The sequence below is a fragment of the Streptomyces sp. NPDC023573 genome (assembly GCF_055559735.1).
Genome location: NZ_JBVHKB010000002.1, coordinates 786,646 through 811,064 on the forward strand (window position 1 = coordinate 786,646; position 24,419 = coordinate 811,064).

Sequence of the window (24,419 nt, forward strand, 5' to 3'; positions counted from 1 at the left end):
GGGACCCCCCGCCCGTGTCCGTCGAAGCGACAGCAGCCGTACTGGAGGCCGTGGAAGCACCCGAGCCCACGTCCGTCGAGCCACTCACCGGGGGCACGTACAACACCGTCACCCGCGTGACCTTCGGCGACGGGACGGACTGGGTGGTGAAGATCCCTCCGGCGCACTCCACCGCGCTGAGCTACGAACAGCGCCTGCTCGTCAACGAGATCACCTTCTACGACGCCGCCGCCGGGACCGGAGCCACCATCCCGCGAGTCGTGCACAGCGAGCTCGACCCCGGCGCGCCGGCCGGGGCGTACGTCGTCATGACCGCGCGCCCCGGGCGGCCCTGGAGCGCCGTCGGGGGTGGCCTGACGGCCGACGAGACACGGGCCCTGCGCGCCGAGCTGGGCGGCGCCGTCGGCCGGTTGCACGGCGTGACGGGCCCCGGCGGCTTCGGCTATCCCGCAGAGCCCCTGGGGCCGCTCTCCCCCACCTGGCGTGAGGCGTTCACGGCGATGACCGACGCCGTGCTCGCCGACGCCGAGAGGTACGGGGCGAGGCTGCCGTACCCCGTGGGACGTATCCGTGAGGTGCTCGCCGGGGCGTCGGACGTGCTGGACGAGGTCACCCGGCCGGCCCTCGTCCACTTCGACCTCTGGCAGGGCAACGTCCTGGTGACCGGGGGACCCGGCGCCCGGCGCATCGGGGGGATCGTCGACGGTGAGCGGATGTTCTGGGGCGATCCCGTCGCCGATCTCGTCTCCACGTCGCTCTTCGGCGACCCGGAGACGGACCTGGACTTCCTCGCGGGATACGCGTCCGCGACGGGCGCACCGCTCGACTTCACCCCGGCCGTACGCCGCCGGATCGACCTCTGCCGCAGCTACCTCTACCTGATCATGCTCACCGAGACGGTGCCGCGCGGCGCGGGGCCCGACGCCGTGGAGACGACGTGGAACGAGGTGGCGCCGAGGCTCGTCGCGGCGATCGAGGGGCTCACGTAGCGCGCCCCTCAACCAGCGGACTCAGGACGGGCGCTGCGTCAGATGCGTGAAGGCGTCCAGGTTGCGCGTCGACTCGCCGCGCTCCACCCGCCAGGTGTACTCCTTGCGGATCGCGCTCGCGAAGCCCAGTTCCAGCAGCGGGTTGAACGCGCCGTCCGCCGCCTCCAGGACCGCGCCGAGCAGCCGGTCGAGCTCGTCGCGGGTGACGACCGAGAGCGGGAGCTTGCCGACGAGATAGACGTCACCGAGCTGGTCGATGGCGTAACTCACACCGAAGAGGCGGAGATTGTGCTCCAGGAGCCAGCGGTGCACGGCCGCGTCGTTCTCGTCGGGGTGACGGATGACGAACGCGTTGAGGGAGAGGGAGTGCTGCCCGACGATCAGGGAACAGGTCGTGGACAGCTTGCGCGTGCCGGGCAGCTTCACGACGTAGTTCCCGGGCCCGGGGCTCTCCCATTCGAGCTCCGCGTCCTCCAGCGTCGCTTCGATGACCTGCGCCGCTGCTGCCTCGTCGGATACGTCAGCCATGGTGCGAGCGTACGACAACGCGTCCGCGTCCTCAGCTGGAGACTCAGCCGTGGTGCGTGCGGGCGCGGCGACGGTGGTCGTGCATGGCCGCCGTGTACACGTCGGCGGTCGCCGAGGCCGCTGTGTCCCAGCCGAACGACTGGGCGTGGAGGGCCGCGGCCTCGCCCATCCGGCCGGCCAGCTCCGCGCTGTCCGCGAAGCGGCTGAGCGCCTGTGCGTACGCCTCCGGGTCGTGGCCGGGGATCAGGAAGCCGCTGACTCCGTCCCGTACGGCGACCGGAAGACCGCCCACCGCCGCCGCGACCACGGGTGTGCCGGCCGCCTGGGCCTCTATGGCGACCAGTCCGAAGGACTCGTTGTACGAGGGCATGACCAGGACGGATGCCGCGCGGAACCAGTCGGCGAGCTGGTCCTGGCCGACCGGTGGGTGGAACCGTACGACGTCGGCGATGCCGAGGCGGGCGGCGAGCTTCTGGAGGCCCTCCGGCTTGGCGAGGCCGCTGCCGCTGGGCCCTCCGACGACGGGTACGAGGATGCGCGAGCGCAGCGAGGGGTCCCGGTCCAGGAGCACGGCGACGGCACGCAGCAGCACGTCCGGGGCCTTCAGCGGCTGGATGCGGCCGGCGAAGAGCGGGATCAGCGCGTCCTGCGGCAGTCCGAGGCGGGCGCGCGCGGCGGCGCGGCCGTCGCCGGGGCGGAAGCGCTCCAGATTGACCCCGGGGTGCACGACGGCGACGGACTCCGGGTCGGCGTCGTAGAAGCGGAAGAGCTCGTCGGCCTCGCCCGCGGTGTTCGCGATGAGCCGGTCGGAGGCGTGCACGATCTGGGTCTCGCCGATGACGCGGGCGGCCGGCTCGGGGGCGTCGCCCTCGGCGAGCGCGGCGTTCTTGACCTTCGCCATGGTGTGCATGGCGTGGACGAGGGGGACGCCCCAACGCTGCGCGGCGAGCCAGCCGACCTGGCCGGAGAGCCAGTAGTGGGAGTGGACCAGGTCGTAGTAGCCGGGGCGCTGACCTGCCCATGCCTGCATCACGCCGTGCGTGAAGGCACAGAGCTGTGCGGGCAGCTCTTCCTTGGCGAGGCCCTCGTACGGGCCCGCGTCCACGTGCCGGACCAGGACTCCGGGAGCCAGTTCGACCGTGGGGGCCAGCCCGCCGGTGGTGGCCCGGGTGAAGATCTCGACCTCGATGCCGATCGCGGCGAGGCGCCTGGCCAGCTCCACGATGTAGACGTTCATACCGCCGGCGTCGCCCGTGCCGGGCTGGTGCAGCGGAGAGGTGTGCACGGAGAGCATCGCGACACGGCGCGGCTTACGGTGTCCGGCGAAGGTGCCCGGGAAGCGGATACGGGGTGCCGCACGGCTGCTGCCGAGCCGGGAGACGTACTGGCTCACGGGTCCGCTCCTCCTCGCTCAGGGCATGACACGTACAAGGCACACGGCCCCTTCGAAGTGGCAGAACAGCGGAACCCCGCCTTTCATTTCCACTTTGCCAAAACATTGCGAAGCCACCGGCGCGCCGGACGGCTGCTCCCACGCCCGTCGGCCCCGCACGCCGCTCCGTCTGCTCCCGCGTCCACCCGACGCGGCTTCGCATACGCTCCTTCGCATGCACCAGCGCCCCATCGGCACCGCGACCCGCGGGACCACCAACCCCAACCGGCTGCGCCGCATGGACCGCTGGATCGCCGCCACCCACGGCCCCGCGCTGCGCCGCAGCGACGCCCCCGTCGCGGTCGACCTGGGTTACGGCGCCGCCCCCTGGACCGCCGTCGAACTGCTGGAGCGGCTGCGCACCGCCGAGCCGCGCACGGCCGTCGTGGGCGTCGAGATCGATCCCGCCCGGGTCGCGGCGGCACAGCCGTACGAGCGCGAGGGCCTCACCTTCGTGCACGGCGGCTTCGAGGTCCCCACCGCCGGCCGGCCGCTGCTCATCCGGGCCGCGAACGTGCTGCGCCAGTACGACGAGGGCGAGGTCGCCGCGGTCTGGCAGCGGCTGTGCGCCCGGCTCGCCCCGGGCGGACTGCTGGTCGAGGGCACCTGCGACGAGATCGGGCGCCGGCACGTGTGGGTCGCGCTCGGCCCCGAAGGCCCGCGCACGGTCACCTTCGCGACCCGGCTCGGCTCGCTGGACCGCCCCTCCGACCTGGCCGAACGCCTCCCGAAGGCCCTGATCCACCGCAATGTGCCGGGCGAACCCGTCCACGCCTTCCTGCGGGACCTCGACCGCGCCTGGGCCACGGCCTCCCCTTACGCGTCGCTGGGCGCCCGGCAGCGCTGGATCACGGCGGTCCGCGCGGTCTCCGCCGACTGGCCCCTGACAGACGGCGTACGGCGGTGGCGGCAGGGCGAGATCACGGTGCGCTGGTCCGCACTGCGGCCGGCCACGGGGTGAACAGCACCGGACCGGAACACGTCGGTACGGGACGGCAGCGGATCCGGGAACACCGGCGGATCACCGTTCGTCCCCCTGTGTGACGGGGAGGGTGACACGGACCTCTGTTGCTTTACGGGACGACATGGCACGATCGCGTCGACACGGAATTGTTACTGACGGTAAGTCAGATGTACGCGATACGGCTTTCGTTGCCATTCGCCCGGAGGGGGAGCTTGTGAACCGACGCCACTGTGCCGCTGCCGCGATCACCCTGGTCTGCGCACTGGCCCTGCTGACCGCGCCGGTCCAGGCCATGGCGGCCCCGGTCCCCGAGCCCAGCCCCACAGCCACGTCCTCCGCCTCCCCGAGGAAGAGCCTCGAAGAGGTCCGCGAGGAGATCGACACCCTCTACCGCAAGGCCGGGGCGGCGACGGACGCGTACAACCTCGCCGAGGAGCAGTCGAAGAAGCAGTCCGCCGAGATCGTCCGGCTGACCAAGTCGATCGCCGACGGCCATGCCAGGATCGCCGAGCTGAAGGACAGGGCAGGTGCCCAGGCCCGCGAGCAGTACCGCACCGGCGGACTCCCCCCGGGCGCGCAGCTGATGCTGAGCGGCGATCCGGACCTCTTCATGGACGGCATCAACCAGGCCAGGCAGGGCCAGCAGGCCACCAAGGGCATGCTGACCGAACTGGAGCAGGCCCAGGAGGACTTGGAGACCTACACCAAGGACGCCGGCCTCAACCTGGAGAAGATCGAGGCCGGCCGCGCCAAGCAGGCCAAGGCCAAGAAGAGCATCGACGGGCAGATCGCGGCGGCGGAGAAGATCGAATCGCGGCTGGCGAAGGAGGAGCGGGCCAGGCTCCTCCAGTTGGAGAAGGACGCCGCCTCCACGGCACAGGCCGCCTGGCTCTCCTCCGGCGCGCTGAAGGACATCGACCGCGAGGCGAGCGCCGCCGGCAAGCAGGCGGTGGCCTTCGCGACCGCCCAGATAGGCAAGCCGTACGTATGGGGGGCCGAGGGCCCCGGTTCGTACGACTGCTCGGGGCTGACCTCACAGGCCTGGGCGGCGGCGGAGCAGCCGATCCCCCGGACGTCGCAGGAGCAGTGGCGGCTGCTTCCCCGCGTGGACATCGAGGACATGCGCCCCGGCGACCTGATCATCTACCACAGCGACGCCAGCCACGTCGGGATGTACGTCGGCGACGGCTCGATCGTGCACGCCCCCCGGCCCGGCCGGGACGTCACGCTGACGGGCGCCGGCACCATGCAGATCCTGGGCGTGGTCCGGCCCGACAAGTAGGCCTTCCGGGGGCGGCCGGCGAATTGTGCGCGACGCGTGGTGGGCGCGTGATGTTTGTCATGGCCACATGTCCGTTTCGTGCGCGCCCAGCACGCCGGATCCGTGGCGTGACGCGGCTTATGGCCGCGCATATGACGAAGGATGATCGGCAGACGCCATTCCGTTCCCCTGCCGCGGACCGCTATCGTCCCCGTCGGCGGGTCGTCGATCGTCGTCCCGCCGCGCCCTCGGGGGGAGGGAAGGAAACCCGAACCGATGCCCGTACCAGTACCGCAGCAACGTGCCGTTCCCGCTGCGGAGACCACTCACGGCGCCGACCTCACACTCCTGGTGATCGAGGACGACCCTGCGGGCACCTTCGCCGTCCCCGAGCTGTCGTCCACGACCGGGGCGCGGGTCCGCGTCCGTACCGCCCGTAACCTCACCGAGGCCGGACGGCTGCTCACCGACGACGTCGACTGCATCCTGCTCGACCTGGACCTGGAGGCGGCCGCGCTGCCCGCCGCCGCGCGCAACGACGGCCGGGACGACGACGAGCCCGGCCGGCCGGACGAGCTCGCCGCCCTCAAGCACGTCCTGCGCATCGCGCCGCGCCACGCCGTCCTCGCGCTGACCGCCGAGGACGACGCGGAGCGGGCCGCCGAGGCCGTACGGGTCGGGGCCCAGGACTACCTCTTCCGCGACGAGCTAGACGGCCGCCTCCTCAGCCGCGCCATCCGGTACGCCGTGGAGCGCAAGCGCGCGGACACCGCCCAGCACCAGCTGACCGAGTCCCGGCTGCGCGCCCAGGAGAACGCCCGGCTGGAACGCGGACTGCTGCCCACCCCGCTCCTCGAAGGCTCCGATCTCGCCTTCGCCGCCCACTACCGGCCGGGCCGCAGCCGCGCCCTGCTCGGCGGGGACTTCTACGACACGGTCCGCACACCGGACGGCACGGTCCACGCGATGATCGGCGACGTCTGCGGACACGGCCCGGACGAGGCGGCGCTCGGCGTCGAGCTGCGCATCGCCTGGCGGGCGCTCACCCTGGCAGGGCTCTGCGGCGACGCCCTGCTCTCCACGCTTCAGCAGGTCCTTGAGCACGAGCGGCAGAGCGAGGAGATCTTCGCGACGCTCTGCACCGTCGACATCGCCCCCGACGGCCGCCGCGCCGGCCTGTGCATCGCGGGCCACCCCGCACCGCTGATCGCCCGCCGGGGACGGGCCGCACACCTGCTCCCGTACGAGGACGGCGGCCCGGCCCTCGGCCTGCTGCCGCACGCCCGGTGGCCACGCCGGCAGGTCGAGCTCGGCGGCTCCTGGAGCCTGATGATGTACACCGACGGGCTCATCGAGGGACGCGTCGGGCAGGAAGGCACCCAGCGGCTGGGCCAGGACGGCATGGTCGCGATGGTCAACGGCCGGCTGGACCAGGGGCTCGGCGGCGAGGCGCTGCTGGAGGCCGCGGTCACCCAGGTGCAGGAGCTGAACGGCGGCGAGCTGACCGACGACGTGGCGGTCCTCCTGCTGGAACGCGACGAGGCCCGGATACGACCGAGGGGCAGGAGCGCGTCGCGCTCCCGCCCCGGTGCCGCCTCGTCGGCGAGCGCTCAGCGCCCGCCGTTGTAGGGGCCGTACGGTCCGTCGCTGCTGGAGCCTCCGCTGCGGCCGCCACCACCCGACACGGCCTTGATCGCCGGCCGGACGTCCACCATGAAGACGATGGACGCGATCACGCCCGCGATCTGCAGGAACAGGATCGGGATGACGAGGTTCACGAAGACCGTGACGCCGAGGATGATCAGCCAGAACGACTTCTTCTGCTTGTCCGCGGCCCGGTAGGCGTCCTCCCGCGCCGTCACGGCGAAGACCAGCGCGATCACGGCCAGGACGAGCATGGCCAGATACAGCAGCTGGAGGATCGAGCCGAATGCTTCGAGCAACACGGTGAGCACCGCCTAGTCAGTGGATGAGCGCCTCGCGGCCAAGGTACCGGGACAACGACCCGGGCACCCCCAAAGGTGCCCGGCCCGTTCTTCCGGCAATCCTCAGCCGCCGCTTCGGGCTACTTCGCGGAGGGCGGGGTCGTCTTCTTCGCCGCGGGCTTGCGCACGGGCGCCGTCTTCTTCGGCGTCGCGGCGGGGGCCGCCTTGGACTCGGCGGCCTTCGGCGCGGGCTTCTTCGCGGCGGGCGCCACCGGCTTCGCGGTGACCGGCTTCACAGGGGTCACCGACTTCGCGGGGGTCACCGGCTTGGCCGCCGCCTCGGACTTCTGCTTCGGCACGGACTTCGGCTCGGCCTCGACGACGGCGGCGATCTCGACGATCTCCTCGGCCGTCTCGCCGCGCCACGTCCGCACGCTCTGCTCGCCGCGTTCGGCGACCTTCTCGTACGTCTCCCGGGCGCGGACGGCGTACTCGGCGGCCACACCGACGCTCCGCAGGGCCAGGTCCTGGGCGGTCTCGCCCCACTTCTTCAGGTCGGTGTCCAGCGCCCCGAAGACCTCGGTCACCTTCGCCTGCACGGTGGCCTGAGCCTCCTTGGCCTGCGTGGTGACCCGCTCCTGGACGGCCTTCGGGTCGGTGTTGCGCACGGCCTCGATCCGCTCGGGCGCCTCGGCCCTGAGCTGGTCGAGCAGAGCGGGGACCTTGCGCGCCTGCTCCACGGCGAGGTCGGCCGTGCCGGCGGCGAAGTAGAGGGGGGTCGGGTCGGTGAGGGTCTTGCGCAGGTCATCGGTGATGGCCATGACTGTGGTCCTCCCGGATCATCAGAAGTCAGTTCGCTGGTGGGTCTGCATCACTGCCGCCGGCCGTGCGGGGGCCGCGGGCATCCGGACCGGCACCGTCCGCGTCGGCACCGCTTTCCGCGTCGGCGTCGATTCTGCTCTCCGCGGCGGCGGCACCGTGGAACCCGGCGCCGGTGTCGGGCGCGACATCGAATCCGTTCTCCCGGCGGAAGGAGTCGTAGATCTGCAGCAGCACGTTCTTCTGCCGCTCGTTGATCGACGGATCGGCCAGTATGACCGCCCGCGTCTCCAGCTCCTCCCGCTCCCGCTCATCGAGGATCCCGGCCCGCACGTAGAGCGTCTCGGCCGAGATCCGCAGAGCCTTGGCGACCTGCTGCAGCACCTCGGCACTCGGCTTGCGCAGACCGCGCTCGATCTGGCTGAGATACGGATTGGACACCCCGGCGGCGTCGGCGAGCTGCCGCAGGGAGAGCTGCGCGGTACGCCGCTGCTCACGCAGGTACTCGCCGAGATTGCCGACGTTGAGTGATGCCATGGGTCGATACTGCACCCGCCTTGCTAACTGTTGCAAGCGCATGCTTGCAAAAGTGTTCCGCGTCATGTCACAGCGCCGTCCCCAACCCCCGGCGCCCACGCCCCGCGCGGCGCTAGCGTCAAGCCCATGATCGTATGGCTCAACGGCACCCACGGCGCCGGCAAGACGACGACCGGCGCGCTCGTGCAGCGGCTGATCCCGGACTCGCGGGTGTTCGACGCCGAGAAGGTCGGCGAGACGCTCATGGACATCACGCCGGGGTTGCCCTGGACGGGCAACTTCCAGGACTGGCCGCCGTGGCGGCCCCTCGTGGTCGAGACCGCCCGCCATGTACTCGACTACACCGGCGGCACCCTGGTGATGCCCATGACCGTCCTGGTCGAGCAGTACTGGCGCGAGATCAGCGCGGGCCTCGCCCAGCACGGGATCCCGGTGCGGCACTTCGTCCTCCACGCCGACCAGGACACCCTCCGCGGCCGCATCGAGGGCGACCTCGCACTGGGCCCCTCCACGTTCCGCCTCCAGTACCTGGAGCCCTACGCCGAGGCTGCCCGCACCTGGCTGCACGCCGAAGCCGAGGTCGTCGACACGACAACCCTCACCCCCGCCGAAGCCGCCGACCTGGTTTTCCGGTCATTGGGGAGTTACGGACACCCGAAACAGGCGTAAGCCTCCCTGACTTCCCGACGACCGTCGACAGGGGCGGGCGGGGCGGGGGAGGGTGGTCTGCATGACCGCATCTGACGCCAAGGCCGACCTGCACTTCTATCTGCAGGCGGCTCGCGACGCGTTGCTCTGGAAGCTCGAAGGGCTCTCCGAGTACGACGCGCGACGCCCCCTGACGCCGACCGGTACGAACCTCCTCGGCCTGATCAAGCACGCGGCGAGTGTGGAACTGGGCTACCTCGGCGACACGTTCGGGCGGCCGTCCGGCGAGGCGCTGCCGTGGGTCGAGGAAGGGGCCGAGCCCAACGCCGACATGTGGGCGACCGCCGACGAGTCACGTGAGCAGGTCGTGGGGCTCTACCACCGGGCCTGGGCCCACGCGGACGCGACGCTCGACGCGCTGCCGCTGGACACGGTCGGCACCGTCCCGTGGTGGCCGAGCCACCGGGCCGAGGTGACGCTGCACCACGCCGTGGTCCGCGTGATCGGCGACACGCACCGGCATGCCGGACACGCCGACATCGTCCGGGAACTCATCGACGGCGCCGTGGGGATGAACAAGGGCAACGACAGCATCCCGCCGGGCGACGCCGCCTGGTGGGCGGACCATCGGAGCCGGCTGGAGCGCGCGGCCCGAGAAGCCGGCCGGGATGTGTGAGGCCGTGGACCGGAGGCCGGGCGAGGACGCCGGCCCCGTAGTGATCAGGCGCCGGGTGCCGAGGCTGTACGGAGCGGTCCCGGACGTCCCGGAGAAGAGCGAGCGGTGACGGACGGCCTGGCCTACGACGCCGTGCTGTGCGACCTCGACAACGTGGTCCGCTTCTACGACGTGACGCACCTGGCCGCACTGGAGCGGGCGGCCGGGCTGCCGGAGGGCACCACGGAGGAGATCGCGTACGCCCCCGAGGTCGACCTCCCGCTCCTCCTCGGCCGGATCACCCTGGAGGAGTGGGCCGGGGTCATCTCGCTCGCTCTCGCCCGCCGGGTCGGCGGGGCCAAGGCCCGGGAACTGAGCAGGGCGCTCGCCCAGGCGCCGTTCCGGGCGGACGGTACGGTCGTCGCGCTGCTGCGCCGGATACGGGCCCGCGTACCGCTGGTGCTCGTCACCAACGCCACACCCCGGCTGGCCGAGGACCTCGCCGCCCTGGGGCTCACGGACCTGGCCCACCATGTGGTCAGCAGCGCCGTCGAGGGCGTCGCCAAGCCGGACCCCGCGATCTACCGGATCGCCGCCGCACGGGCCGGAGTGCCGATGGACCGCTGCCTCTTCGTGGACGACAGCCGGGAGAACGTCGACGCGGCCGTCGCACTCGGCATGACCGGCGTGCATTTTCGCGAACCGGCTGATCTGCACGGGCCGTTCGGCATCACTCCGGGAGACGCGTGAGCAGCCCGCTCTCCAGCTGGGCGAAGGCCAGGGCGGCAGCCTCCACCGCGTCCGCGTGGACCTGGCCGGTGCTCTCCCCCGCGTCGATCCGCCGCCAGTTCTCCCCGGCCAGGATCCGCAGCACGGCGATGATCTGGCCCGCCGCGAGCCGCGCCGCCACAGGCGTGCCGGGGTCGAGGGCGCGGGCGAGCGCCGCTTCGGAGCGGCCCTGGTAGGCGTACAGGCGGGCGACGAGCGACGGGGTCCCGTAGAGCAGGCGGTGGAAGGCCAGTACGTCCGGGTGGTCGCAGAGACCGGTCACCGGGTCGCGGCGGTCCAGTCCGTCGAGGAAGTGGCGGCGCAGCGCGTCCAGGGGGGAGGTGCCGTCCGGCCGGCCGGTGACGACGCGGGCGGCCTCGTCCTCGTGGTCGGCGAACCGGTGCAGGACCAGATCCTCCTTGGCGGGGAAGTAGCGGAACAGCGTCGGCTTCGAGATGCCGGCCGCCGCCGCCACCTCGGCCACCGAGACCTTGTCGAAGCCCCGTTCGAGGAACATCGAGATCGCGGCCTCGGAGACGGCCTCGTAGGTCAGCTGCTTCTTCCGCTCACGCAGGCTGAACTTCTCCGCGCTCATGACGGTGCGTCCTTCTCGATCAGCGCCTCGACACCGTCCAGGATCCGTTCGAGACCGAACACGAAGTCGTAGTCGGGTTCGTCCGCCTGGCTCAGGACGTCGGTGGCCAGCAGTCTGGACAGCGCCGGGTGGCGGACGGGGTCGACGAGCCGCTGCACCGTCCGCTCCCACTGCCCCATCACCTCCAGGGGCGAGACGCCCTTCGCCTCGACGGCGGCGGCGAGGTCGCTCATCAGCAGGGCCTCGTTCCGCACGAAGCCCGAGACGAGGAGGATGACCGAGATCTTGTCGCCCTCGCCCAGTCCGCTGTCCTCCAGTGCCTGGAGGCCCTGCTCCCACCAGGCGACCGAGCGGGGGCTGGCCGGCGGACCCGAGATCGGGATGCGCAGGGACCACAGGTGGCGCTGGAACATCCGTCGCTGGGCCCATGCCCACTGGCTGGTCGCCTCCCGCCAGCCCGCTCCCGCCTCCAGCGCGGGGAGCGGTTCGGGGAGGCCCATGACCGCCTCCTGCATGAGGACGTAGAGCTCCTCCTTGGCCGAGACATAGCGGTAGAGGGACATCGTGGAGGCGCCGAGCTCCTTGGCGACCCGGCCCATCGAGACGGCCGGGAGTCCCTCCGACGCCGCCACCTCCACGGCCGCGGCGACGATGCGGTCCAGCGACAGGCCGGGCTTCGGGCCCTTGACCGGCCGGTCACGCAGTCCCCACGCGGCCTCGATGCTGGCCGGCAGGCCCGTGCCGCCCGACGCGCTGCTGTTGTCCGTCACCGAAAGCCGCCCTTCCCCGGTCGTGGCTTGCCACCATCCTAGGTTTGCGTAATGCTTACGCAATAACGCGTATGCCATACGCATAAGGGGGATCAGCATGTCGACGGCCATGAACGACGTCATGATCGAGGCGCACGGCCTGACCAAGTCCTACGGAAAGGCGGGGGCCCGGGTCCGGGTCCTGGACGGCGTCGGCCTCCAGGTCGCCCGTGCCGGAATCCACGCGCTGCTCGGCCCCAACGGCGCGGGCAAGACCACGACCGTGCGGATCCTCGCCACCCTCACCACCGCCGACTCCGGCACGGCGCGCATCGCCGGGTACGACGTCGTCACCGACCGGCGCCGGGTGCGCCGCGCCATCAGCCTGACCGGGCAGTTCGCCGCCGTGGACGAGACGCTGACCGGCGAGGAGAACCTGCGCATGATGGCGCGGCTGTCCGGTCTGCCCCGTGACCAGGCCCGGCGCCGCGCCGAGGAACTCCTCGTGCGCTTCGGACTCGCCGACGCGGCCCGCCGGCAGGCCCGTACGTACTCCGGGGGGATGCGGCGCCGCCTGGACCTGGCGGCGGGACTGGTGGGCTCGCCCGAGCCCGGCGTCTTCTTCCTCGACGAGCCCACCACCGGCCTCGACCCCCGCAGCCGCCGCGAACTCTGGCAGGTGGTCCGCGATCTCGCCGGCCGGGGCGCCGCGGTGCTGCTCACCACCCAGTATCTGGAGGAGGCGGACCAGCTCGCCGACCGCATCACCGTCCTCCACCAGGGCGGCAGTGTCGCCGAGGGCACCCCGGAGGCCCTGAAGTCACGCGTCGCGGGCCACCGTCTGGACCTCGTCCTCAGCAGCCGCGAGGCCTACCTCCGGCTCGCGAGCCGCGCCGTCCACCACTCCCCCGAGACGCTCACGCTGGGCCTCCCCACGGACGGCACCGCCGCCCACGCCCGCGCCCTGCTCGACGAGATCGACCCGCACCGCACCGACGTCGACCGCTTCTCCCTGCACAGCGCGACCCTCGACGACGTGTTCCTCGCCCTCACCGCGGAGAAGCCGGAGGCACCCGCCCATGTCTGACGCACCCGGAGCCCTGACCCACGCCACGGTCATGACCGGCCGCAGCCTGATCCTCAGCCGCCGCAACGTCGACGCCGTCATCACGTCGATGATGCTGCCGATCATGCTGATGCTGATCTTCGTCTACTTCTTCGGCGGCGCGATCGAGACGGGCGCGGACTACGACTCGTACGTCATGTACGTCGTCCCCGGCGTCCTGTTCCTCTGCGCCGGCTTCGGCTCCGCCACCACCGCCGTGGCGGTGAGCGAGGACATGAAGGGCGGCATCATCGACCGCTTCCGCTCCATGGACATCGGCGGGACGCCGGTGCTGGCCGGCCATGTCGTCGCGAGCACGGTACGCAATCTGGTCTCCACCACGCTGGTCTTCGCCGTGGCCCTGCTCATCGGCTTCCGCCCCGCCGCCACCCCTGCGGGCTGGCTCGCCGTCGCCGCCGTGCTCCTCGCCTACATCGTGGCGCTGTCCTGGATCTCGGCGGCGATCGGACTGCTCGCCCGCACACCGGAGGCGGCCGGCGGGTTCACCTTCTTCATGTCGTTCCTCCCGTACCCGAGCAGCGCGTTCGTCCCGGTCGACAGCATGCCGGGCTGGCTCCACGGCTTCGCCGACAACCAGCCGGTGACCCCGGCCATCGAATCCCTCCGCGGCCTCCTCCTGGACCAGCCCGTCGGCAACGCACCCTGGACCGCGCTCGCGTGGGCGGCCGGGATCCTGCTGGTGGCCGTGTCCCTGTCAGGGGCGCTCTTCAGGGCGCGGACGCGATAACGCCCCGGGACCGGCGGTCGGCCCGCCGCACCGAGGTGCGGCCGGGGCCACCGTGTGGAGGATGGAACGGGGGACGAGAAAGCTCCGGACCGCCGTAGACCCGAGAGGTTCATCATGCCGACCTGCACGACCCGCGACGGCGTCGACATCTTCTACAAGGACTGGGGCACGGGCCGCCCCGTGGTCTTCATCCACGGCTGGCCACTGAACGGCGACGCCTGGCAGGACCAGCTGAAGGCCGTGGCGGACGCGGGCTTCCGGGGCATCGCCCACGACCGCCGGGGCCACGGGCGCTCGACGCCCGTCTACGACGGGTACGACTTCGACACCTTCGCCGACGACCTCCACGACCTCCTCACCCAGCTCGACCTGCGGGACGTCACGCTGGTCGCCCACTCGATGGGCGGCGGCGAGCTGGCCCGCTACATCGGCCGCCACGGCACGGACCGTGTCAGGTCCGCCGTGCTGCTCTCGGCGATCACGCCGCTGATGCTCCAGGGCCCGGACAACCCGGAGGGCGTTCCGCAGTCGGTCTTCGACGGCATCAAGGACGGCATCATGGCCGAACGCTCGCAGTTCTGGAAGGACACCGCCGTCGGGTTCTTCGGGGCGAACCGGGACGGCAACAAGGTCACCCGGGGAAACCAGGACGCCTTCTGGTACATGGCCATGGCCCAGACCATCGAGGGAGGCGTGGACTGTGTGGACGCCTTCGCCGCGACCGACTTCCACGAGGACCTGAAGAAGTTCGACATCCCCACGCTCGTCGTCCACGGCGACGACGACCAGATCGTGCCGATCGATGCCACCGGACGCAAGGCCGCCCAGCTCGTGAAGAACGCGACGCTCAAGGTGTACGAGGGCGGCTCGCACGGCATCGCGCTCGTCCCCGGCGACAAGGAGAGGTTCAACAAGGACCTCCTGGACTTCCTCGGGAACTGACGCCCGCAGGCCCGGGGTGAAGCCTCGGAAGACGTCCGGTGAAGCCTCAGAAGACGTCCGGACACCACGCCCGCCGTGGTGTCCGGAACACCGCGTCCGCCGTCGCCGCGGCCCCCGCGCGGTGCTCGTCGAGCCGGCCGAGCGCCGCCAGCCGCACCGGCGACTCGTCGCCCAGGTGGAGCGTGGCCAGCTCCGCCACGTCCAGCGTGAGGTCGGCGCCCCGGGTCGTCGGCACACACGAGGCGCCCGACGGTGACGCCTCCAGCAGGAAACGGCCGCCCGCCAGGCCCGCCCCGTCCCGGACGTCCAGGACCAGGGAGCCCTCGGCCGCGTACGTACGTGCCTCCAGGGCCCGCGGGACGTCCAGGAGCCGCAGCCACAGCCAGTCCGCCTGGGTCACGACGCGGGCGGCGCGCGGGTCCGGGAGGAGGAGCGGGAGCAGGTCGTCGGGCGCGCGGTAGCCCGAGCGGACCGTGGTGATCCAGTCGATGGAGCAGACGAAGTGCCACAGGGCCCGTTCCGCCGCCGCGGTCGTCGCGATCATGTCGGCCACCGTCGCCGTGTTGAGCGGCTGCTTGCGGTCGCCCCACCTGTCGTCGGCGCGGTAGACGATCAGCCCGTCCGTCTCCCCGTCCGCCGAGCGGTACACCGCGTAGAACGGCTCCGCCCACTTGTCGGACGCCGGGACGTCCACACCGGTGTTGCGCTGCCACCAGCGCTCGTCACGGGAGACGACACCGTGGCTGCGCCCGGCGAGACGGCCGTGGAGTTCGGGGCCCAGCTTGCGTACGTCCGCTCCGTCCACCAGCTCGATCCGCCCGCCGTCCGCCTCGGAGGGGACCCGGCCGCGCGGGTCCAGGCCCGCCCGGGGGACGTCGATCTCCCACTCGGCGGTCCAGGAGGCCGGCCCGAATCCGTACCGTCCGTAGATCGGGTACTCGGCGGCGATCAGCGAGGCGACCACGTCGCCGCGCTCCTTCGCCGCCGCCAGGTCCGCCGCCATCATCCGGCTGAGCAGCCCGCGCCGGCGGTGCGTGGGGGTGACGGTCACGCCCGTGACCGCGTCGGCCGGCACCTTCGCACCGCCGACGACGGTCAGCTCCTGCGCGAACGACCGGAAGGTGGCGACGCAGCGTCCGGCGTCGAACACCCCCTGGACACGGGAGAGATCGGTATGGGCCAGGCGCACCACGACCTCCTCCTCCGACGGCACCGACGCCGCCCGGAGGAACCCGGTCCCCACCGCACGCATCCAGTCGGGATATTCGGCTTCGGAGACGGTACGCGGATCAAGGCTCATGCGGCCCACGCTAGGCACGTGGCACAGGCTGTGTCGCCCGGTTTTCCGGCAGGCCCGCGGATCAGAACGCCGCGCGGATCTCGCCGACCTCGGCGCCGCCGCCCAGCAGCGGGGCCCGTCCGATGCGGGACACCACCGGGGCGTCGACGCCCAGCAGTCCGAGTGCGCGGGCCAGCACCGGGCCGAGCGCGCGCGTGGAGCCGTCGTCGATCTTGAAGGCCAGGGCCCTGCCGTCCGGAAGGGCCACCGCCTGGACCGCCTCCGCGCCCATCTTGGAGAGCGTGCCCGGCACCTCCCGCATCAGCCAGGTGTCCGGCCGCCGCGTGCCCGCGACGTACTCCGGGTGCGCCCGCATCGCGTCCGCGACCCGCCGCTCCGCCGTGCCCGGCTCGGCCAGCACGAACGCCCGGAACGCGCGGGCCAGGCCCACCAGACCGATCGCCATCAGCGGCGCCCCGCAGCCGTCCGTACCGATCGACGCGACGGGCTCGCCCGCCGCCTCCGCGACGACCTCGCCGACCAGCCGCTGCAGCGGGTGGGCCGGGTCGAGATAGGTCGCGGTGTCCCACCCGTTGCGTACGCAGACGGCGAGCATCGCCGCGTGCTTGCCGGAGCAGTTCATGGTGAGCGGCTCCCGCACACCCCCGGCGGCGAGATATGCCTCCGCCTCGACCGGGTCCAGGGGCAGATCGGGCGGCGTCCGCAGGTCGTCCGGCTTCAGCCCGTGCTCGGCGAGCATCGTCCGGACCAGGTCGAGGTGGAACGCCTCGCCCGAATGGCTCGCGGCCGCCAGCGCCAGCCGCTCGCCGGAGAGATCGAGACCGGCCCGGAGGATCGCGGCGGCCTGCATCGGCTTGTTGGACGAGCGCGGGAAGACCGGGGCCGCCGGGTCGCCCAGCGCGAGCTCCACGCTCCCGTCCGCCGCCAGGACGACCAGCGACCCCCTGTGATGTCCCTCGGTGAAGCCGGACCGCACGACCTCGGCCAGGACCGGGGGCACGGACGACGAGGACGCGTACGAGGCTATGGAGGAGCTCATGGGGCTGGTGGCCTTCCGGGGACGGGCGTGACCCGCCCCCGGAAGGATCACCTCAGGCGAGCAGGTCCTCTACTTGTGCTTCCCCGTCACGGTACCTGCGGGCGATCTCCGCGCTGCAATCGTCGACGGTCCGCTGGAGCCGGTGACGGCGCCGGGACACCTGCCGCTCGTAGCGGACGAGCCGTCCCATGGCGGTGAGGAGCTCCTCGTCCGTCCGGGCGTCGAGGTCGGAGAGCCCGACCTCCGCGAGCGTGTCCGCCGCCAGCCGGCGGTACTCGTCGCTGCGCGGCGTGGTGAGGGTGACGTGCCGGGCCGAGGAGCGGTGGACGGACGGGGTGTCGGCGAGGATCTCCGAGAGCCGGTCCACGACGGGCGACTCGGGGTCCACCCGGCGGGCGAGCTCGGCGCGCAGGATGTCGATCCGGCCCTGGACCAGACGGCGCACGTAGCTGAGGTCCGCCTCGTCGCGCTGGGCGCCCCGGCGCAGGGAACGCAGGTCCGGCAGCCGCAGGCCCCCGAATTCGGGCTGCGGGCGGACGGAGGCCAGTCCTTCGACCGCACCGCCCCCGGTCTGTCCGGGCACGGACACCGCTCCATGCAGCTGTACGAGCGGTGGGGCGGGCAGCTGGCCGGGCGGCGCGGTACCGGTCCGCTGCACCGGAGGCCGCAGGCCGGCAGCTGTACGTGTCCCTGGTACGGCACCGGGTGATGGCCCGGTTCCATGTGTCGTCATGATGTTCCGTCCCCTCGACCGGTGCGTCGGCACACCGACACCGTGCATGGTGCCACTACGCACGGTGTTCACGCAGGTGCTCTGTACCCGTTCAGCCCAAGATAGGTTGGTCTGTATGCGTGCAGTGATACAGAGAGTGGACGGCGCGAGCGTCACCGTGGCGGGCGCCGGGGACGATCCGTCGGGGACCGGAACGGTCGGCGAGATCGTCGGCGAGGGCCTGTGTGTGCTGGTGGGGGTCACTCACGGCGACACGGCGGAGAAGGCGGCGCAGCTCGCCCGCAAGCTGTGGACCCTGCGGATCCTGGAGGGCGAGAAGTCCTGCTCGGACGTGAATGCACCGCTTTTGGTCATTTCGCAGTTCACTCTCTACGGGGACGCCAGGAAGGGCCGCAGGCCCACGTGGAACGCCGCCGCGCCGGGCGAGGTCGCCGAGCCGCTGGTCGACGAGGTGGTGGCGCGGCTGCGCGCCCTCGGGGCGCGGGTGGAGACGGGCCGGTTCGGAGCGGACATGCGCGTCTCGCTCACGAACCACGGCCCGTTCACCGTGCTCGTCGAGGTGTAGCGGACTCCAGGGCCCGCGGCCTACGGCTCGACGACCGTCTCCTGGGCCGCCGCGGTGTCCCCCGCGATCAGCTCCGCGTCCACCGCGACGTTCCGCTTCACCAGGGCCAGGGCGATCGGCCCCAGCTCGTGGTGGCGTGCCGAGGTGGTGATGAAGCCGAGCTGGCGGCCCTCCTGGCCGTCGGCGGCGAGCCTGACCGGCGTCCCGTGGCCCGGCAGGTGCACCTCGCTGCCGTCGAGGTGCAGGAAGACGAGGCGGCGCGGCGGCTTCCCCAGGTTGTGGACACGGGCGACCGTCTCCTGACCCCGGTAGCAGCCCTTCTGGAGGTGCACGGCACTGCCGATCCAGCCCAGCTCGTGCGGGATGGTGCGGTGGTCGGTCTCGAAGTTCAGACGCGGGCGGTGCGCCTCGACGCGCAGCGCCTCGTACGCCAGGATCCCGGCCACCGGGCCGTGCCCGGTGGCGTACGCCTCCAGGTCGGCCCGCGGCAGGAAGAGGTCGCGGCCGTGCGCCGTCTCCCGCACGGCGGCGCCGTCGGGGACCTCGGCGATGGACCCGGCCGGAAGGTGCACGACGGCGATGTCCTCGGTGCGGTCGGCGACCTCGACCCGGTAGAAGAACTTCATCGACTCCAGGTACGCGATCAGCTCGCCCTGGGTCTCCGGCTCGGAGTGCATCCACACCGTCGTGCCGTCGTCGACCAGATAGAGGGCGTGTTCGATGTGCCCGTTGGCGGAGAGGATCAGCGCCTCGGTCGCCTGGTTCGGCGCGAGGTCGCTGACGTGCTGGGTGAGCAGCAGGTGCAGCCAGGCCAGCCGGTCGTCGCCGGTGACCGTGACGACCCCGCGGTGCGAGAGGTCGACGAGGCCACTGCCGTCGGCGAGTGCGCGTTGCTCACGGAACAGGTCGCCGTAGTGCGCGGCGACGCCTTCGTCGCGCCCCTCGGCGGGGACGGCGCCGGGCAGGGACAGCAAGGGGCTCTTCATGCGACCAGCGTACGACCCGCGTGGACCTGGCTAGGGTCCTGTCACCGCACCGGCCTTCGCCGCGCAGTCGGCGCAGCGCCCGAAGATCGCGAAGTGCTTCATGTCGGTCTCGAAGCCGAAGGTGTCCCGCAGCTTCGCCGTGAAGTCGGCGACCACGTCGACGTCGGCCTCGATGACGTCCGTGCAGTCCCGGCAGACGAGGTGGATGTGGTGGTGGCGGTCCGCGAGGTGGTAGGTCGGGGCGCCGTGCCCGAGGTGGGCATGGCTGACCAGCCCGAGCTCCTCGAGGAGCTCCAGGGTCCGGTAGACGGTGGAGATGTTCACGCCCGCCGCCGTCCTGCGCACCTCGCAGAGGATGTCGTCGGGCGTCGCGTGCTCCAGCTTGTCCACGGCCTCCAGAACGAGCTGGCGCTGAGGCGTCAGCCGGTAGCCACGCTGCCGAAGATCGGTCTTCCAGTCGGTGCTCACCACATGCCCAGTGTAGGGCGGAGCGAGCCCCGGCCCACCGGGCCGGGACCTGCGACGGCTCTGGCGGGGCCTACTTGAAGAACGCGATGCCGTCGTCCGGCATGTCCCCGAGGCTCTTCGCCATGGCGGCGACCTCTTCCGGGGTGACGACCTTCTTCAGGTGCGCCGACATGTACGGCCGCAGCTCCACGTCGGGGGTCGACTTCTCGCCGACCCACATCAGGTCGCTGTTCACGTAGCCGTAGAGACGCTTGCCGCCGCTGTACGGGCCGGAGGCCGCCGTGCGGGCCACCGCGTCGGTGACGATGTCGATCTGCGGCTTCTGCTTCGCCAGCTCGCCGTACCAGACCTCGACGATGCCCTGGTCGCGGACCATGACGATCTCGACCTTGCGGTCCTTGTCGATGCGCCAGTATCCGGACTCGGACTCCAGCGGCTTGACCTGCTTGCCCTCGGCGTCCAGCACCCAGGAGTGCGAGACGTACTCGAGGAAGTCACGGCCGTCGTGGCTGAAGGTGACCTCCTGGCCGAAGTTGCACTTCTCGGCACCGGGGAAGTCGGAGACGCCCGCACCCGCCCAGTTACCGAGGAGGAAGGCCAGCGGCACGAGGTCCGGGTGAAGGTCGGACGGAATCTCGATCATGAGCGGCTCAGACGATCTGTGAGGGTGTACGTGTACGGAAAGTGTTCGGCGAGGGTCAGCGCTGGCCCTGGTACAGCTTCTTCACGGTCACGACGGCGAAGGCGAGCACGCCGACGCAGACCAGGACCAGCAGGGCGGAGAAGAAGGCCTCAAGCACGGGAGCTCCTCGGAACGAACGACATGACGGCAGCGGGCGGCCGGGCCCCCAGCCTAATGGGTGGGGGCCCGGCGCGGCGGCCCGGGGTTTCCCGGGCGCGGCCGCTCAGCCCAGGAGCTGGTTCTGCAGGACGACGGTCTGATGGAACGGAACCGCATCCGTGCCGGCCTCGCCCTTGCGGGTGTGGACGACCAGTGCGAGGGTGTCGCCGGCCAGCACATACGCGTGGCGGACCTGCTCAGCGCCGTAGGGCCCGGGCTCGGTGTACGCGTGCGCGGCGGTGAATTCCGCTCCGGCGGTGGCGCTCCACCCCTCGTCGAAGTCGGGCTCGTCCATCCCGGCGAGGGGAAGGGGCAGGGAGCCGTTGTCGAAGAGGTTGTCCTGGAACTCCGTGGAGTAGGCCACCGAGTTGAACTGGAGCAGATAGACCCGGGACGAGGTGCCGTCCGGCATCGTCCAGCCACGGGCCGCGATGTGCCGCGGGGCGGAGTTCTCGAGCTGCTCGGTCAGAGCGGCCCGGTCGTCCTTGCCGTACTCGGCGACGTAACGAGCGATGTCCACCCAGCCGCCGTCGAGCTCCTTGTCCACGGTGGCCCCGGTGGGCGCGGGCAGCAGCAGACGCCGCAGGTCCGCGTGGTGGACCTCCGCCGTGTTGAAGTCGGTGAAGGGCCGGGGCGCACCGGCGGGCAGGGCCGGAAGGCTCAGCGCCGGGTAGTCCCAACGCCCGTCGTCCCGGGTCGCGAGACCCGGCACGTCGGTGCGCTCCATCGCCGTGATGCCGGCGGCCGTGCCCGTGCCGAGCCCGCCGAGCACCAGCACGGCGGCCGTCCACCGGAGAGCCGCCCGCAGGGCGCGGCGCGGCGGGCGGGGCGCCGCGGGGGCGGGGTCCTCCGCGGGGATCCGCGGCGGATCCTGCGGGACCGGGGGCAGGTCCGGTGCGGGAGCGGCCACCTCGGTCGGTTCGGCCGTCTGCTCGGTCATACGTACTCCCCCGGGGACGTGATGTGGTCCAGCTGGTCCTTCAGCAGCTCGGCGACGGCCGCCTTGTCGACGGGCTTGATGCCCGATGCCGAGTAGCTGATGCTCAGCTCACCGTCATAGGCCGCGCACACCATGTCCTCGATCTCGCTGTCACTGTCCTCGGGCTGCAGATAGCAGGCCGCCTTCCGGGTGTGGCCCTTCACCTTCGGGCCCTCGCGGAAGATGCCGAGGGCGTCGAACAGCCCCGTCTGAAAGGTGTAGAAGTCCCGCACGGCCTTCTTGTCCTTCATCCGCACGATCTCGGCGTGCACCTCCAGGTCGTGCTCCTCGGTGACGTACGAACGAACGGCGAGGCCCTGCACGCGGAGCTTGTCGATCCGCTTGTCGTACGCACGGCGCTCCTTGCCCGCCAGCCCGCGGTTGGACTCCTTCATCGCGGCGACGGCCCGCTCTCCGTCCATCTCGTCGTCGTTGCCGTGCTCCCCGGTGTCCGGGCCGAGCCGGTAGCCGTCAGGCACTGGCAGCATCAGCTTGCTGAGCGCGGTGTCGGCCCTGCCCCGGCTGGTGTCCCGCGCGGGGTCCTTGCCGGGCTTGCGGTCGGACACCCTCCAGACAGTGGTCTCCACGCTGCGTTCGGCGCCGTCGACCGTGATCTTCGTGTACGCCGCCGCGCCGCCGACCGCTCCGAGCACCAGCACGAACGGCAGGACGGTGAGCAGGATCCGCCGCGCCCGTCCGGGACCTGCGGCAGGTGCCCGGGTGCCGGGCGCTTCCGGGGCGCCGGACGGCTCCGGGAGCGCGGCCGCCTCGGACGGGCCGGGCCGGTTCGTGTCGTTCACAGGCGCTCCAGCTGTTGCTCGGCCAGCGTCCGGATGTCCTTCTTGCTGATCGGCCGGCTGTCGTACAGATTGATCTCGATCATGATGTCGCCACGATTCATGAGGGCTCTGGCCTGGTACAAGGGCTCGTAGCCGGGCTCCCGTTCCACCTCGTAGAGGTAATAACGGCCCTCACCGCTCCCCTTGACCGGATCGCCCTCGTTGCCCGCACCCTGCTCCGGGTCCCCCATGTACGAGCGCTGGCCGCCGGCGAAATCCGCGGCGGACGTGCCCACCCCGGAGGCGAACTGGACGAGCCGGATCTCGACCTCACGGTCCGCGCCCTTCACCCACGAGGCGCCAACGACCCGGCGGATGTCGGACTCCAGGAAGTACTCGAACATGTAGTCCTCCTCCCTGAAGTCGCGCGCGAGTTCGCCCACGGTCATCCAGCCGTCGTTCAGCCAGTCCGCGTCCTTGTTGTCGCTCCAGCCGGCCGGGCGGTCGATGAGCAGCTTGCGCAGATCGCCGTCCGTCCTGACCTGCCGGTCCTGCGAGGCGGGCAGCGGGGCCGGGGCCTTGTCCGCGGGGAGCGCCTTCGCCGGGTAGGCCAGCTCCGGCTGCGACAGCGCGGGCAGCGGCGTCGGAGGCCGTTCCGCCTGGATGCCGTAGCCGACCGCTGTGCCGCCGCAGATGCCGAGCAGGGCTGCGGCGGCGATCAGCAGGGTGGTACGTCCCCGTGGACGCTTCCGTTCCGGGGCGGCGGCCGGCGGCTCGGCCGGCAGGCCGGAAATGGTGTCGTTCGGTTCCAAAAGGGTCCCCCCCAAGAGACCTGAGGCGCGGGTTCCATTACCTGCGCACACAACTGACCCACAGGTCACAGGGGAGGTTGCCCGGCCGAGGATTACAGTTCGGTACATGCCGAAGAAGCTCGTGATCAAGGTGACCGCCGGGGCCGACGCCGCCGAGCGCTGCTCGCAGGCCTTCACCGTGGCGGCCGTGGCCGTCGCCAGCGGGGTCGAGGTCTCCCTGTGGCTGACCGGCGAGTCCGCCTGGTTCGCCCTGCCGGGACGCGCCGCCGAATTCGAACTGCCGCACTCCGCGCCGTTGCCCGATCTGATCGACTCGATCCTGGCGGGCGGCGGGATCACGCTCTGCACGCAGTGCGCGGCGCGGCGCGACATCACGGAGAAGGACGTCCTGGAGGGCGTACGGATCGCCGGCGCCCAGGTCTTCGTGCAGGAGGCCATGGCGGACGGCACCCAGGCCCTCGTCTACTGACTCCTGGCGGGGTGGTCCTAGCGTCGGTGGTCCCTGCCGTCGAGCTCGTCCCACCACTCGTCCGAGACCCGGTCACCCGTGCGTCGCTCCCGCGGCGCCCGGGGCCGCTCGCCGGGCGGACGCGGCCGCTCGCCCTGGGTGCGGGGATCAGGGGGCCGGGCGGCGCGGGAAGGGTCGTCCCACCAACGGTCCTCGGGCCCCCGGCGGTTGGCGACGATCGCGGCGACGGGCGGTATGACCATGGCGACCACGCACATCGCCACGGCGGCCGGGACGGACCACAGACGCACGAAGGCCCAGGCGGAGACGAAGAGGAAGAGGCATCCGCCCATCATCAGAAAATAGACGCGCCTGCGCCGGGCGTACATGCTTCCAGCGTAGAGCTCTTCGGCGCGGACGCGAACGCGGACGGCACGAAGGACCGCACCCCTGTTCAGGTGGCGTCCAACCCCCTGGGGTGCGGCCCTCCGGCCGTATGTGCGCGTGAACTACACGGCGATGGCGACCTCGGCGAGGCCACCGGTCTGCGCCACGACCGTGCGGTCGGCGGTGCCGCCCGGGACCAGGGCGCGGAGCGTCCAGGTGCCCTCGGCCGCGTAGAAGCGGAACTGTCCGGTCGCCGAGGTCGGGACCTCGGCGGTGAACTCACCGGTCGAGTCCAGCAGACGGACGTAGCCGGTGACGGGCTCGCCGTCGCGGGTCACGCTGCCCTGGATGGTCGTCTCGCCCGGCTTGATCGTCGAAGCGTCGGGGCCGCCGGCCTGTGCTCCACACATGGTGTTC

The 24,419-nt window shown here is 71.7% G+C and carries 30 protein-coding genes; 12 read left to right on the plus strand and 18 right to left on the minus strand.

Annotation, left to right across the window (positions count from 1 at the left end; all coding sequences use genetic code 11):
• Nucleotides 1–14: 14 nt before the first annotated feature.
• Nucleotides 15–989, plus strand: coding sequence for a phosphotransferase family protein (locus ACZ32T_RS10220; RefSeq protein ID WP_467366206.1), 975 nt, complete (start codon nucleotides 15–17; stop codon nucleotides 987–989).
• 21 nt (nucleotides 990–1,010) lie between these two features.
• On the opposite strand, the gene ACZ32T_RS10225 is transcribed toward ACZ32T_RS10220, so the two are convergent.
• Complete coding sequence (locus ACZ32T_RS10225; protein WP_467366208.1) at nucleotides 1,011–1,517, minus strand: type III secretion system chaperone family protein; 507 nt, start codon at nucleotides 1,515–1,517, stop codon at nucleotides 1,011–1,013.
• Nucleotides 1,518–1,560: 43 nt separating this feature from the next.
• Complete coding sequence (gene mshA / locus ACZ32T_RS10230; RefSeq protein WP_467366210.1) at nucleotides 1,561–2,910, minus strand: D-inositol-3-phosphate glycosyltransferase; 1,350 nt, start codon at nucleotides 2,908–2,910, stop codon at nucleotides 1,561–1,563.
• 214 nt (nucleotides 2,911–3,124) lie between these two features.
• On the opposite strand from mshA, the gene ACZ32T_RS10235 reads away from it, so the two are divergent.
• From ACZ32T_RS10235 to ACZ32T_RS10245, 3 genes are all read left to right on the plus strand, one after another.
• Nucleotides 3,125–3,910, plus strand: a complete 786-nt coding sequence (locus ACZ32T_RS10235; RefSeq protein ID WP_467272716.1) for a class I SAM-dependent methyltransferase — start codon at nucleotides 3,125–3,127, stop codon at nucleotides 3,908–3,910.
• Nucleotides 3,911–4,127: 217 nt separating this feature from the next.
• Nucleotides 4,128–5,195: a C40 family peptidase gene (locus tag ACZ32T_RS10240; protein ID WP_467272719.1), complete on the plus strand. Its 1,068-nt coding sequence runs from the start codon at nucleotides 4,128–4,130 to the stop codon at nucleotides 5,193–5,195.
• Between the two features lie 255 nt (nucleotides 5,196–5,450).
• Nucleotides 5,451–6,803, plus strand: coding sequence for a PP2C family protein-serine/threonine phosphatase (locus tag ACZ32T_RS10245; protein ID WP_467272720.1), 1,353 nt, complete (start codon nucleotides 5,451–5,453; stop codon nucleotides 6,801–6,803).
• Here ACZ32T_RS10245 and ACZ32T_RS10250 read toward each other — a convergent pair.
• From ACZ32T_RS10250 to ACZ32T_RS10260, 3 genes are all read right to left on the minus strand, one after another.
• Nucleotides 6,785–7,120, minus strand: a complete 336-nt coding sequence (locus tag ACZ32T_RS10250) for a DUF2516 family protein (protein ID WP_467272723.1) — start codon at nucleotides 7,118–7,120, stop codon at nucleotides 6,785–6,787. The genes ACZ32T_RS10245 and ACZ32T_RS10250 overlap by 19 nt on opposite strands.
• Nucleotides 7,121–7,239: 119 nt before the next feature.
• Nucleotides 7,240–7,920, minus strand: a complete 681-nt coding sequence (locus ACZ32T_RS10255) for a hypothetical protein (RefSeq protein WP_467272725.1) — start codon at nucleotides 7,918–7,920, stop codon at nucleotides 7,240–7,242.
• Between the two features lie 28 nt (nucleotides 7,921–7,948).
• Nucleotides 7,949–8,455, minus strand: coding sequence for a helix-turn-helix domain-containing protein (locus ACZ32T_RS10260; protein WP_467272727.1), 507 nt, complete (start codon nucleotides 8,453–8,455; stop codon nucleotides 7,949–7,951).
• A 126-nt stretch (nucleotides 8,456–8,581) separates the two neighbouring features.
• Between ACZ32T_RS10260 and ACZ32T_RS10265 the strand changes: the two genes are divergently transcribed.
• From ACZ32T_RS10265 to ACZ32T_RS10275, 3 genes are all read left to right on the plus strand, one after another.
• The gene (locus tag ACZ32T_RS10265) at nucleotides 8,582–9,124 is read left to right on the plus strand and encodes a P-loop nucleotide/nucleoside kinase family protein (RefSeq protein ID WP_467272729.1); all 543 of its coding nucleotides are present in this window, start codon (nucleotides 8,582–8,584) and stop codon (nucleotides 9,122–9,124) included.
• Nucleotides 9,125–9,185: 61 nt separating this feature from the next.
• Nucleotides 9,186–9,779, plus strand: a complete 594-nt coding sequence (locus ACZ32T_RS10270) for a DinB family protein (RefSeq protein WP_467366212.1) — start codon at nucleotides 9,186–9,188, stop codon at nucleotides 9,777–9,779.
• A gap of 105 nt (nucleotides 9,780–9,884) precedes the next feature.
• On the plus strand, nucleotides 9,885–10,508 hold the full coding sequence (locus tag ACZ32T_RS10275) for an HAD-IA family hydrolase (protein WP_467366214.1): 624 nt from the start codon (nucleotides 9,885–9,887) through the stop codon (nucleotides 10,506–10,508).
• On the opposite strand, the gene ACZ32T_RS10280 is transcribed toward ACZ32T_RS10275, so the two are convergent.
• Complete coding sequence (locus ACZ32T_RS10280; protein ID WP_467366216.1) at nucleotides 10,489–11,121, minus strand: TetR/AcrR family transcriptional regulator; 633 nt, start codon at nucleotides 11,119–11,121, stop codon at nucleotides 10,489–10,491. The two genes, ACZ32T_RS10275 and ACZ32T_RS10280, sit on opposite strands and share 20 nt — an antisense overlap.
• The gene (locus ACZ32T_RS10285; protein WP_467272740.1) at nucleotides 11,118–11,891 is read right to left on the minus strand and encodes a TetR/AcrR family transcriptional regulator C-terminal domain-containing protein; all 774 of its coding nucleotides are present in this window, start codon (nucleotides 11,889–11,891) and stop codon (nucleotides 11,118–11,120) included. The genes ACZ32T_RS10280 and ACZ32T_RS10285 overlap by 4 nt, the downstream gene beginning before the upstream one ends.
• Before the next feature lie 97 nt (nucleotides 11,892–11,988).
• Between ACZ32T_RS10285 and ACZ32T_RS10290 the strand changes: the two genes are divergently transcribed.
• The 3 genes from ACZ32T_RS10290 to ACZ32T_RS10300 all read left to right on the plus strand — a co-directional run bounded on the left by ACZ32T_RS10290 (nucleotide 11,989) and on the right by ACZ32T_RS10300 (nucleotide 14,665).
• The gene (locus tag ACZ32T_RS10290; protein WP_467272742.1) at nucleotides 11,989–12,957 is read left to right on the plus strand and encodes an ATP-binding cassette domain-containing protein; all 969 of its coding nucleotides are present in this window, start codon (nucleotides 11,989–11,991) and stop codon (nucleotides 12,955–12,957) included.
• Entirely contained in the window at nucleotides 12,950–13,723 is a 774-nt protein-coding gene (locus tag ACZ32T_RS10295; RefSeq protein ID WP_467272744.1) for an ABC transporter permease, read from the plus strand. Before ACZ32T_RS10290 ends, ACZ32T_RS10295 begins: the two co-directional genes overlap by 8 nt.
• Nucleotides 13,724–13,837: 114 nt before the next feature.
• Nucleotides 13,838–14,665, plus strand: coding sequence for an alpha/beta fold hydrolase (locus tag ACZ32T_RS10300; protein ID WP_467272747.1), 828 nt, complete (start codon nucleotides 13,838–13,840; stop codon nucleotides 14,663–14,665).
• A gap of 46 nt (nucleotides 14,666–14,711) precedes the next feature.
• Here the strand turns inward: ACZ32T_RS10300 and ACZ32T_RS10305 are convergent, their stop codons facing one another.
• The 3 genes from ACZ32T_RS10305 to ACZ32T_RS10315 form a co-directional block, all read right to left on the minus strand.
• Nucleotides 14,712–15,965, minus strand: a complete 1,254-nt coding sequence (locus ACZ32T_RS10305; RefSeq protein WP_467366218.1) for a GNAT family N-acetyltransferase — start codon at nucleotides 15,963–15,965, stop codon at nucleotides 14,712–14,714.
• A gap of 61 nt (nucleotides 15,966–16,026) precedes the next feature.
• Nucleotides 16,027–17,004, minus strand: a complete 978-nt coding sequence (locus tag ACZ32T_RS10310; protein WP_467366220.1) for an asparaginase — start codon at nucleotides 17,002–17,004, stop codon at nucleotides 16,027–16,029.
• A 52-nt stretch (nucleotides 17,005–17,056) separates the two neighbouring features.
• Entirely contained in the window at nucleotides 17,057–17,737 is a 681-nt protein-coding gene (locus tag ACZ32T_RS10315; protein ID WP_467366222.1) for an RsiG family protein, read from the minus strand.
• 115 nt (nucleotides 17,738–17,852) lie between these two features.
• Here ACZ32T_RS10315 and dtd point away from each other — a divergent pair, with 115 nt between their 5' ends.
• Nucleotides 17,853–18,302 carry a D-aminoacyl-tRNA deacylase gene (dtd, locus tag ACZ32T_RS10320; protein WP_467272755.1) on the plus strand — a complete coding sequence of 150 codons (450 nt, stop codon included), beginning with the start codon at nucleotides 17,853–17,855 and terminating at the stop codon, nucleotides 18,300–18,302.
• A 20-nt stretch (nucleotides 18,303–18,322) separates the two neighbouring features.
• Here dtd and ygfZ read toward each other — a convergent pair whose 3' ends face one another.
• The 6 genes from ygfZ to ACZ32T_RS10350 form a co-directional block, all read right to left on the minus strand.
• Nucleotides 18,323–19,288 carry a CAF17-like 4Fe-4S cluster assembly/insertion protein YgfZ gene (gene ygfZ / locus ACZ32T_RS10325; RefSeq protein ID WP_467272757.1) on the minus strand — a complete coding sequence of 322 codons (966 nt, stop codon included), beginning with the start codon at nucleotides 19,286–19,288 and terminating at the stop codon, nucleotides 18,323–18,325.
• A 30-nt stretch (nucleotides 19,289–19,318) separates the two neighbouring features.
• A complete protein-coding gene (locus tag ACZ32T_RS10330; protein ID WP_467272760.1) occupies nucleotides 19,319–19,759 on the minus strand; it encodes a Fur family transcriptional regulator in 441 nt (146 codons plus the stop codon).
• A 67-nt stretch (nucleotides 19,760–19,826) separates the two neighbouring features.
• Nucleotides 19,827–20,399 carry a heme-binding beta-barrel domain-containing protein gene (locus ACZ32T_RS10335; protein ID WP_362932633.1) on the minus strand — a complete coding sequence of 191 codons (573 nt, stop codon included), beginning with the start codon at nucleotides 20,397–20,399 and terminating at the stop codon, nucleotides 19,827–19,829.
• A 262-nt stretch (nucleotides 20,400–20,661) separates the two neighbouring features.
• The gene (locus tag ACZ32T_RS10340; protein ID WP_467272764.1) at nucleotides 20,662–21,537 is read right to left on the minus strand and encodes a hypothetical protein; all 876 of its coding nucleotides are present in this window, start codon (nucleotides 21,535–21,537) and stop codon (nucleotides 20,662–20,664) included.
• Nucleotides 21,534–22,376, minus strand: coding sequence for a hypothetical protein (locus ACZ32T_RS10345; RefSeq protein ID WP_467366224.1), 843 nt, complete (start codon nucleotides 22,374–22,376; stop codon nucleotides 21,534–21,536). Before ACZ32T_RS10345 ends, ACZ32T_RS10340 begins: the two co-directional genes overlap by 4 nt.
• Nucleotides 22,373–23,167 carry a hypothetical protein gene (locus ACZ32T_RS10350; protein WP_467272768.1) on the minus strand — a complete coding sequence of 265 codons (795 nt, stop codon included), beginning with the start codon at nucleotides 23,165–23,167 and terminating at the stop codon, nucleotides 22,373–22,375. Before ACZ32T_RS10350 ends, ACZ32T_RS10345 begins: the two co-directional genes overlap by 4 nt.
• A 106-nt stretch (nucleotides 23,168–23,273) precedes the next feature.
• Between ACZ32T_RS10350 and ACZ32T_RS10355 the strand changes: the two genes are divergently transcribed.
• Nucleotides 23,274–23,636, plus strand: coding sequence for a DsrE family protein (locus tag ACZ32T_RS10355; RefSeq protein ID WP_356708026.1), 363 nt, complete (start codon nucleotides 23,274–23,276; stop codon nucleotides 23,634–23,636).
• 17 nt (nucleotides 23,637–23,653) lie between these two features.
• Here ACZ32T_RS10355 and ACZ32T_RS10360 read toward each other — a convergent pair whose 3' ends face one another.
• Both ACZ32T_RS10360 and ACZ32T_RS10365 read right to left on the minus strand, forming a co-directional pair.
• The gene (locus ACZ32T_RS10360; protein WP_467272771.1) at nucleotides 23,654–24,004 is read right to left on the minus strand and encodes a DUF3099 domain-containing protein; all 351 of its coding nucleotides are present in this window, start codon (nucleotides 24,002–24,004) and stop codon (nucleotides 23,654–23,656) included.
• Nucleotides 24,005–24,124: 120 nt separating this feature from the next.
• On the minus strand, nucleotides 24,125–24,412 hold the full coding sequence (locus tag ACZ32T_RS10365; RefSeq protein WP_014154938.1) for a DUF1416 domain-containing protein: 288 nt from the start codon (nucleotides 24,410–24,412) through the stop codon (nucleotides 24,125–24,127).
• Between the last annotated feature and the right edge of the window lie 7 nt (nucleotides 24,413–24,419).

What these genes read in the sequence shown, in the direction of transcription:
- ACZ32T_RS10355 (WP_356708026.1), top strand. Translation starts at nt 23,274, where the DNA reads ATGCCGAAGAAGCTCGTGATCAAGGTGACCGCCGGGGCCGACGCCGCC.
- ACZ32T_RS10260 (WP_467272727.1), bottom strand. Translation starts at nt 8,455, where the DNA reads ATGGCATCACTCAACGTCGGCAATCTCGGCGAGTACCTGCGTGAGCAG.
- ACZ32T_RS10315 (WP_467366222.1), bottom strand. Translation starts at nt 17,737, where the DNA reads ATGACGACACATGGAACCGGGCCATCACCCGGTGCCGTACCAGGGACA.
- ACZ32T_RS10255 (WP_467272725.1), bottom strand. Translation starts at nt 7,920, where the DNA reads ATGGCCATCACCGATGACCTGCGCAAGACCCTCACCGACCCGACCCCC.
- ACZ32T_RS10360 (WP_467272771.1), bottom strand. Translation starts at nt 24,004, where the DNA reads ATGTACGCCCGGCGCAGGCGCGTCTATTTTCTGATGATGGGCGGATGC.
- ACZ32T_RS10225 (WP_467366208.1), bottom strand. Translation starts at nt 1,517, where the DNA reads ATGGCTGACGTATCCGACGAGGCAGCAGCGGCGCAGGTCATCGAAGCG.
- ACZ32T_RS10280 (WP_467366216.1), bottom strand. Translation starts at nt 11,121, where the DNA reads ATGAGCGCGGAGAAGTTCAGCCTGCGTGAGCGGAAGAAGCAGCTGACC.
- ACZ32T_RS10340 (WP_467272764.1), bottom strand. Translation starts at nt 21,537, where the DNA reads ATGACCGAGCAGACGGCCGAACCGACCGAGGTGGCCGCTCCCGCACCG.
- ACZ32T_RS10335 (WP_362932633.1), bottom strand. Translation starts at nt 20,399, where the DNA reads ATGATCGAGATTCCGTCCGACCTTCACCCGGACCTCGTGCCGCTGGCC.
- ACZ32T_RS10365 (WP_014154938.1), bottom strand. Translation starts at nt 24,412, where the DNA reads ATGTGTGGAGCACAGGCCGGCGGCCCCGACGCTTCGACGATCAAGCCG.
- ACZ32T_RS10245 (WP_467272720.1), top strand. Translation starts at nt 5,451, where the DNA reads ATGCCCGTACCAGTACCGCAGCAACGTGCCGTTCCCGCTGCGGAGACC.
- ACZ32T_RS10290 (WP_467272742.1), top strand. Translation starts at nt 11,989, where the DNA reads ATGTCGACGGCCATGAACGACGTCATGATCGAGGCGCACGGCCTGACC.
- ACZ32T_RS10270 (WP_467366212.1), top strand. Translation starts at nt 9,186, where the DNA reads ATGACCGCATCTGACGCCAAGGCCGACCTGCACTTCTATCTGCAGGCG.
- ACZ32T_RS10300 (WP_467272747.1), top strand. Translation starts at nt 13,838, where the DNA reads ATGCCGACCTGCACGACCCGCGACGGCGTCGACATCTTCTACAAGGAC.
- dtd (WP_467272755.1), top strand. Translation starts at nt 17,853, where the DNA reads ATGCGTGCAGTGATACAGAGAGTGGACGGCGCGAGCGTCACCGTGGCG.
- ACZ32T_RS10310 (WP_467366220.1), bottom strand. Translation starts at nt 17,004, where the DNA reads ATGAGCTCCTCCATAGCCTCGTACGCGTCCTCGTCGTCCGTGCCCCCG.
- ACZ32T_RS10305 (WP_467366218.1), bottom strand. Translation starts at nt 15,965, where the DNA reads ATGAGCCTTGATCCGCGTACCGTCTCCGAAGCCGAATATCCCGACTGG.
- ACZ32T_RS10235 (WP_467272716.1), top strand. Translation starts at nt 3,125, where the DNA reads ATGCACCAGCGCCCCATCGGCACCGCGACCCGCGGGACCACCAACCCC.
- ACZ32T_RS10295 (WP_467272744.1), top strand. Translation starts at nt 12,950, where the DNA reads ATGTCTGACGCACCCGGAGCCCTGACCCACGCCACGGTCATGACCGGC.
- ACZ32T_RS10265 (WP_467272729.1), top strand. Translation starts at nt 8,582, where the DNA reads ATGATCGTATGGCTCAACGGCACCCACGGCGCCGGCAAGACGACGACC.
- ygfZ (WP_467272757.1), bottom strand. Translation starts at nt 19,288, where the DNA reads ATGAAGAGCCCCTTGCTGTCCCTGCCCGGCGCCGTCCCCGCCGAGGGG.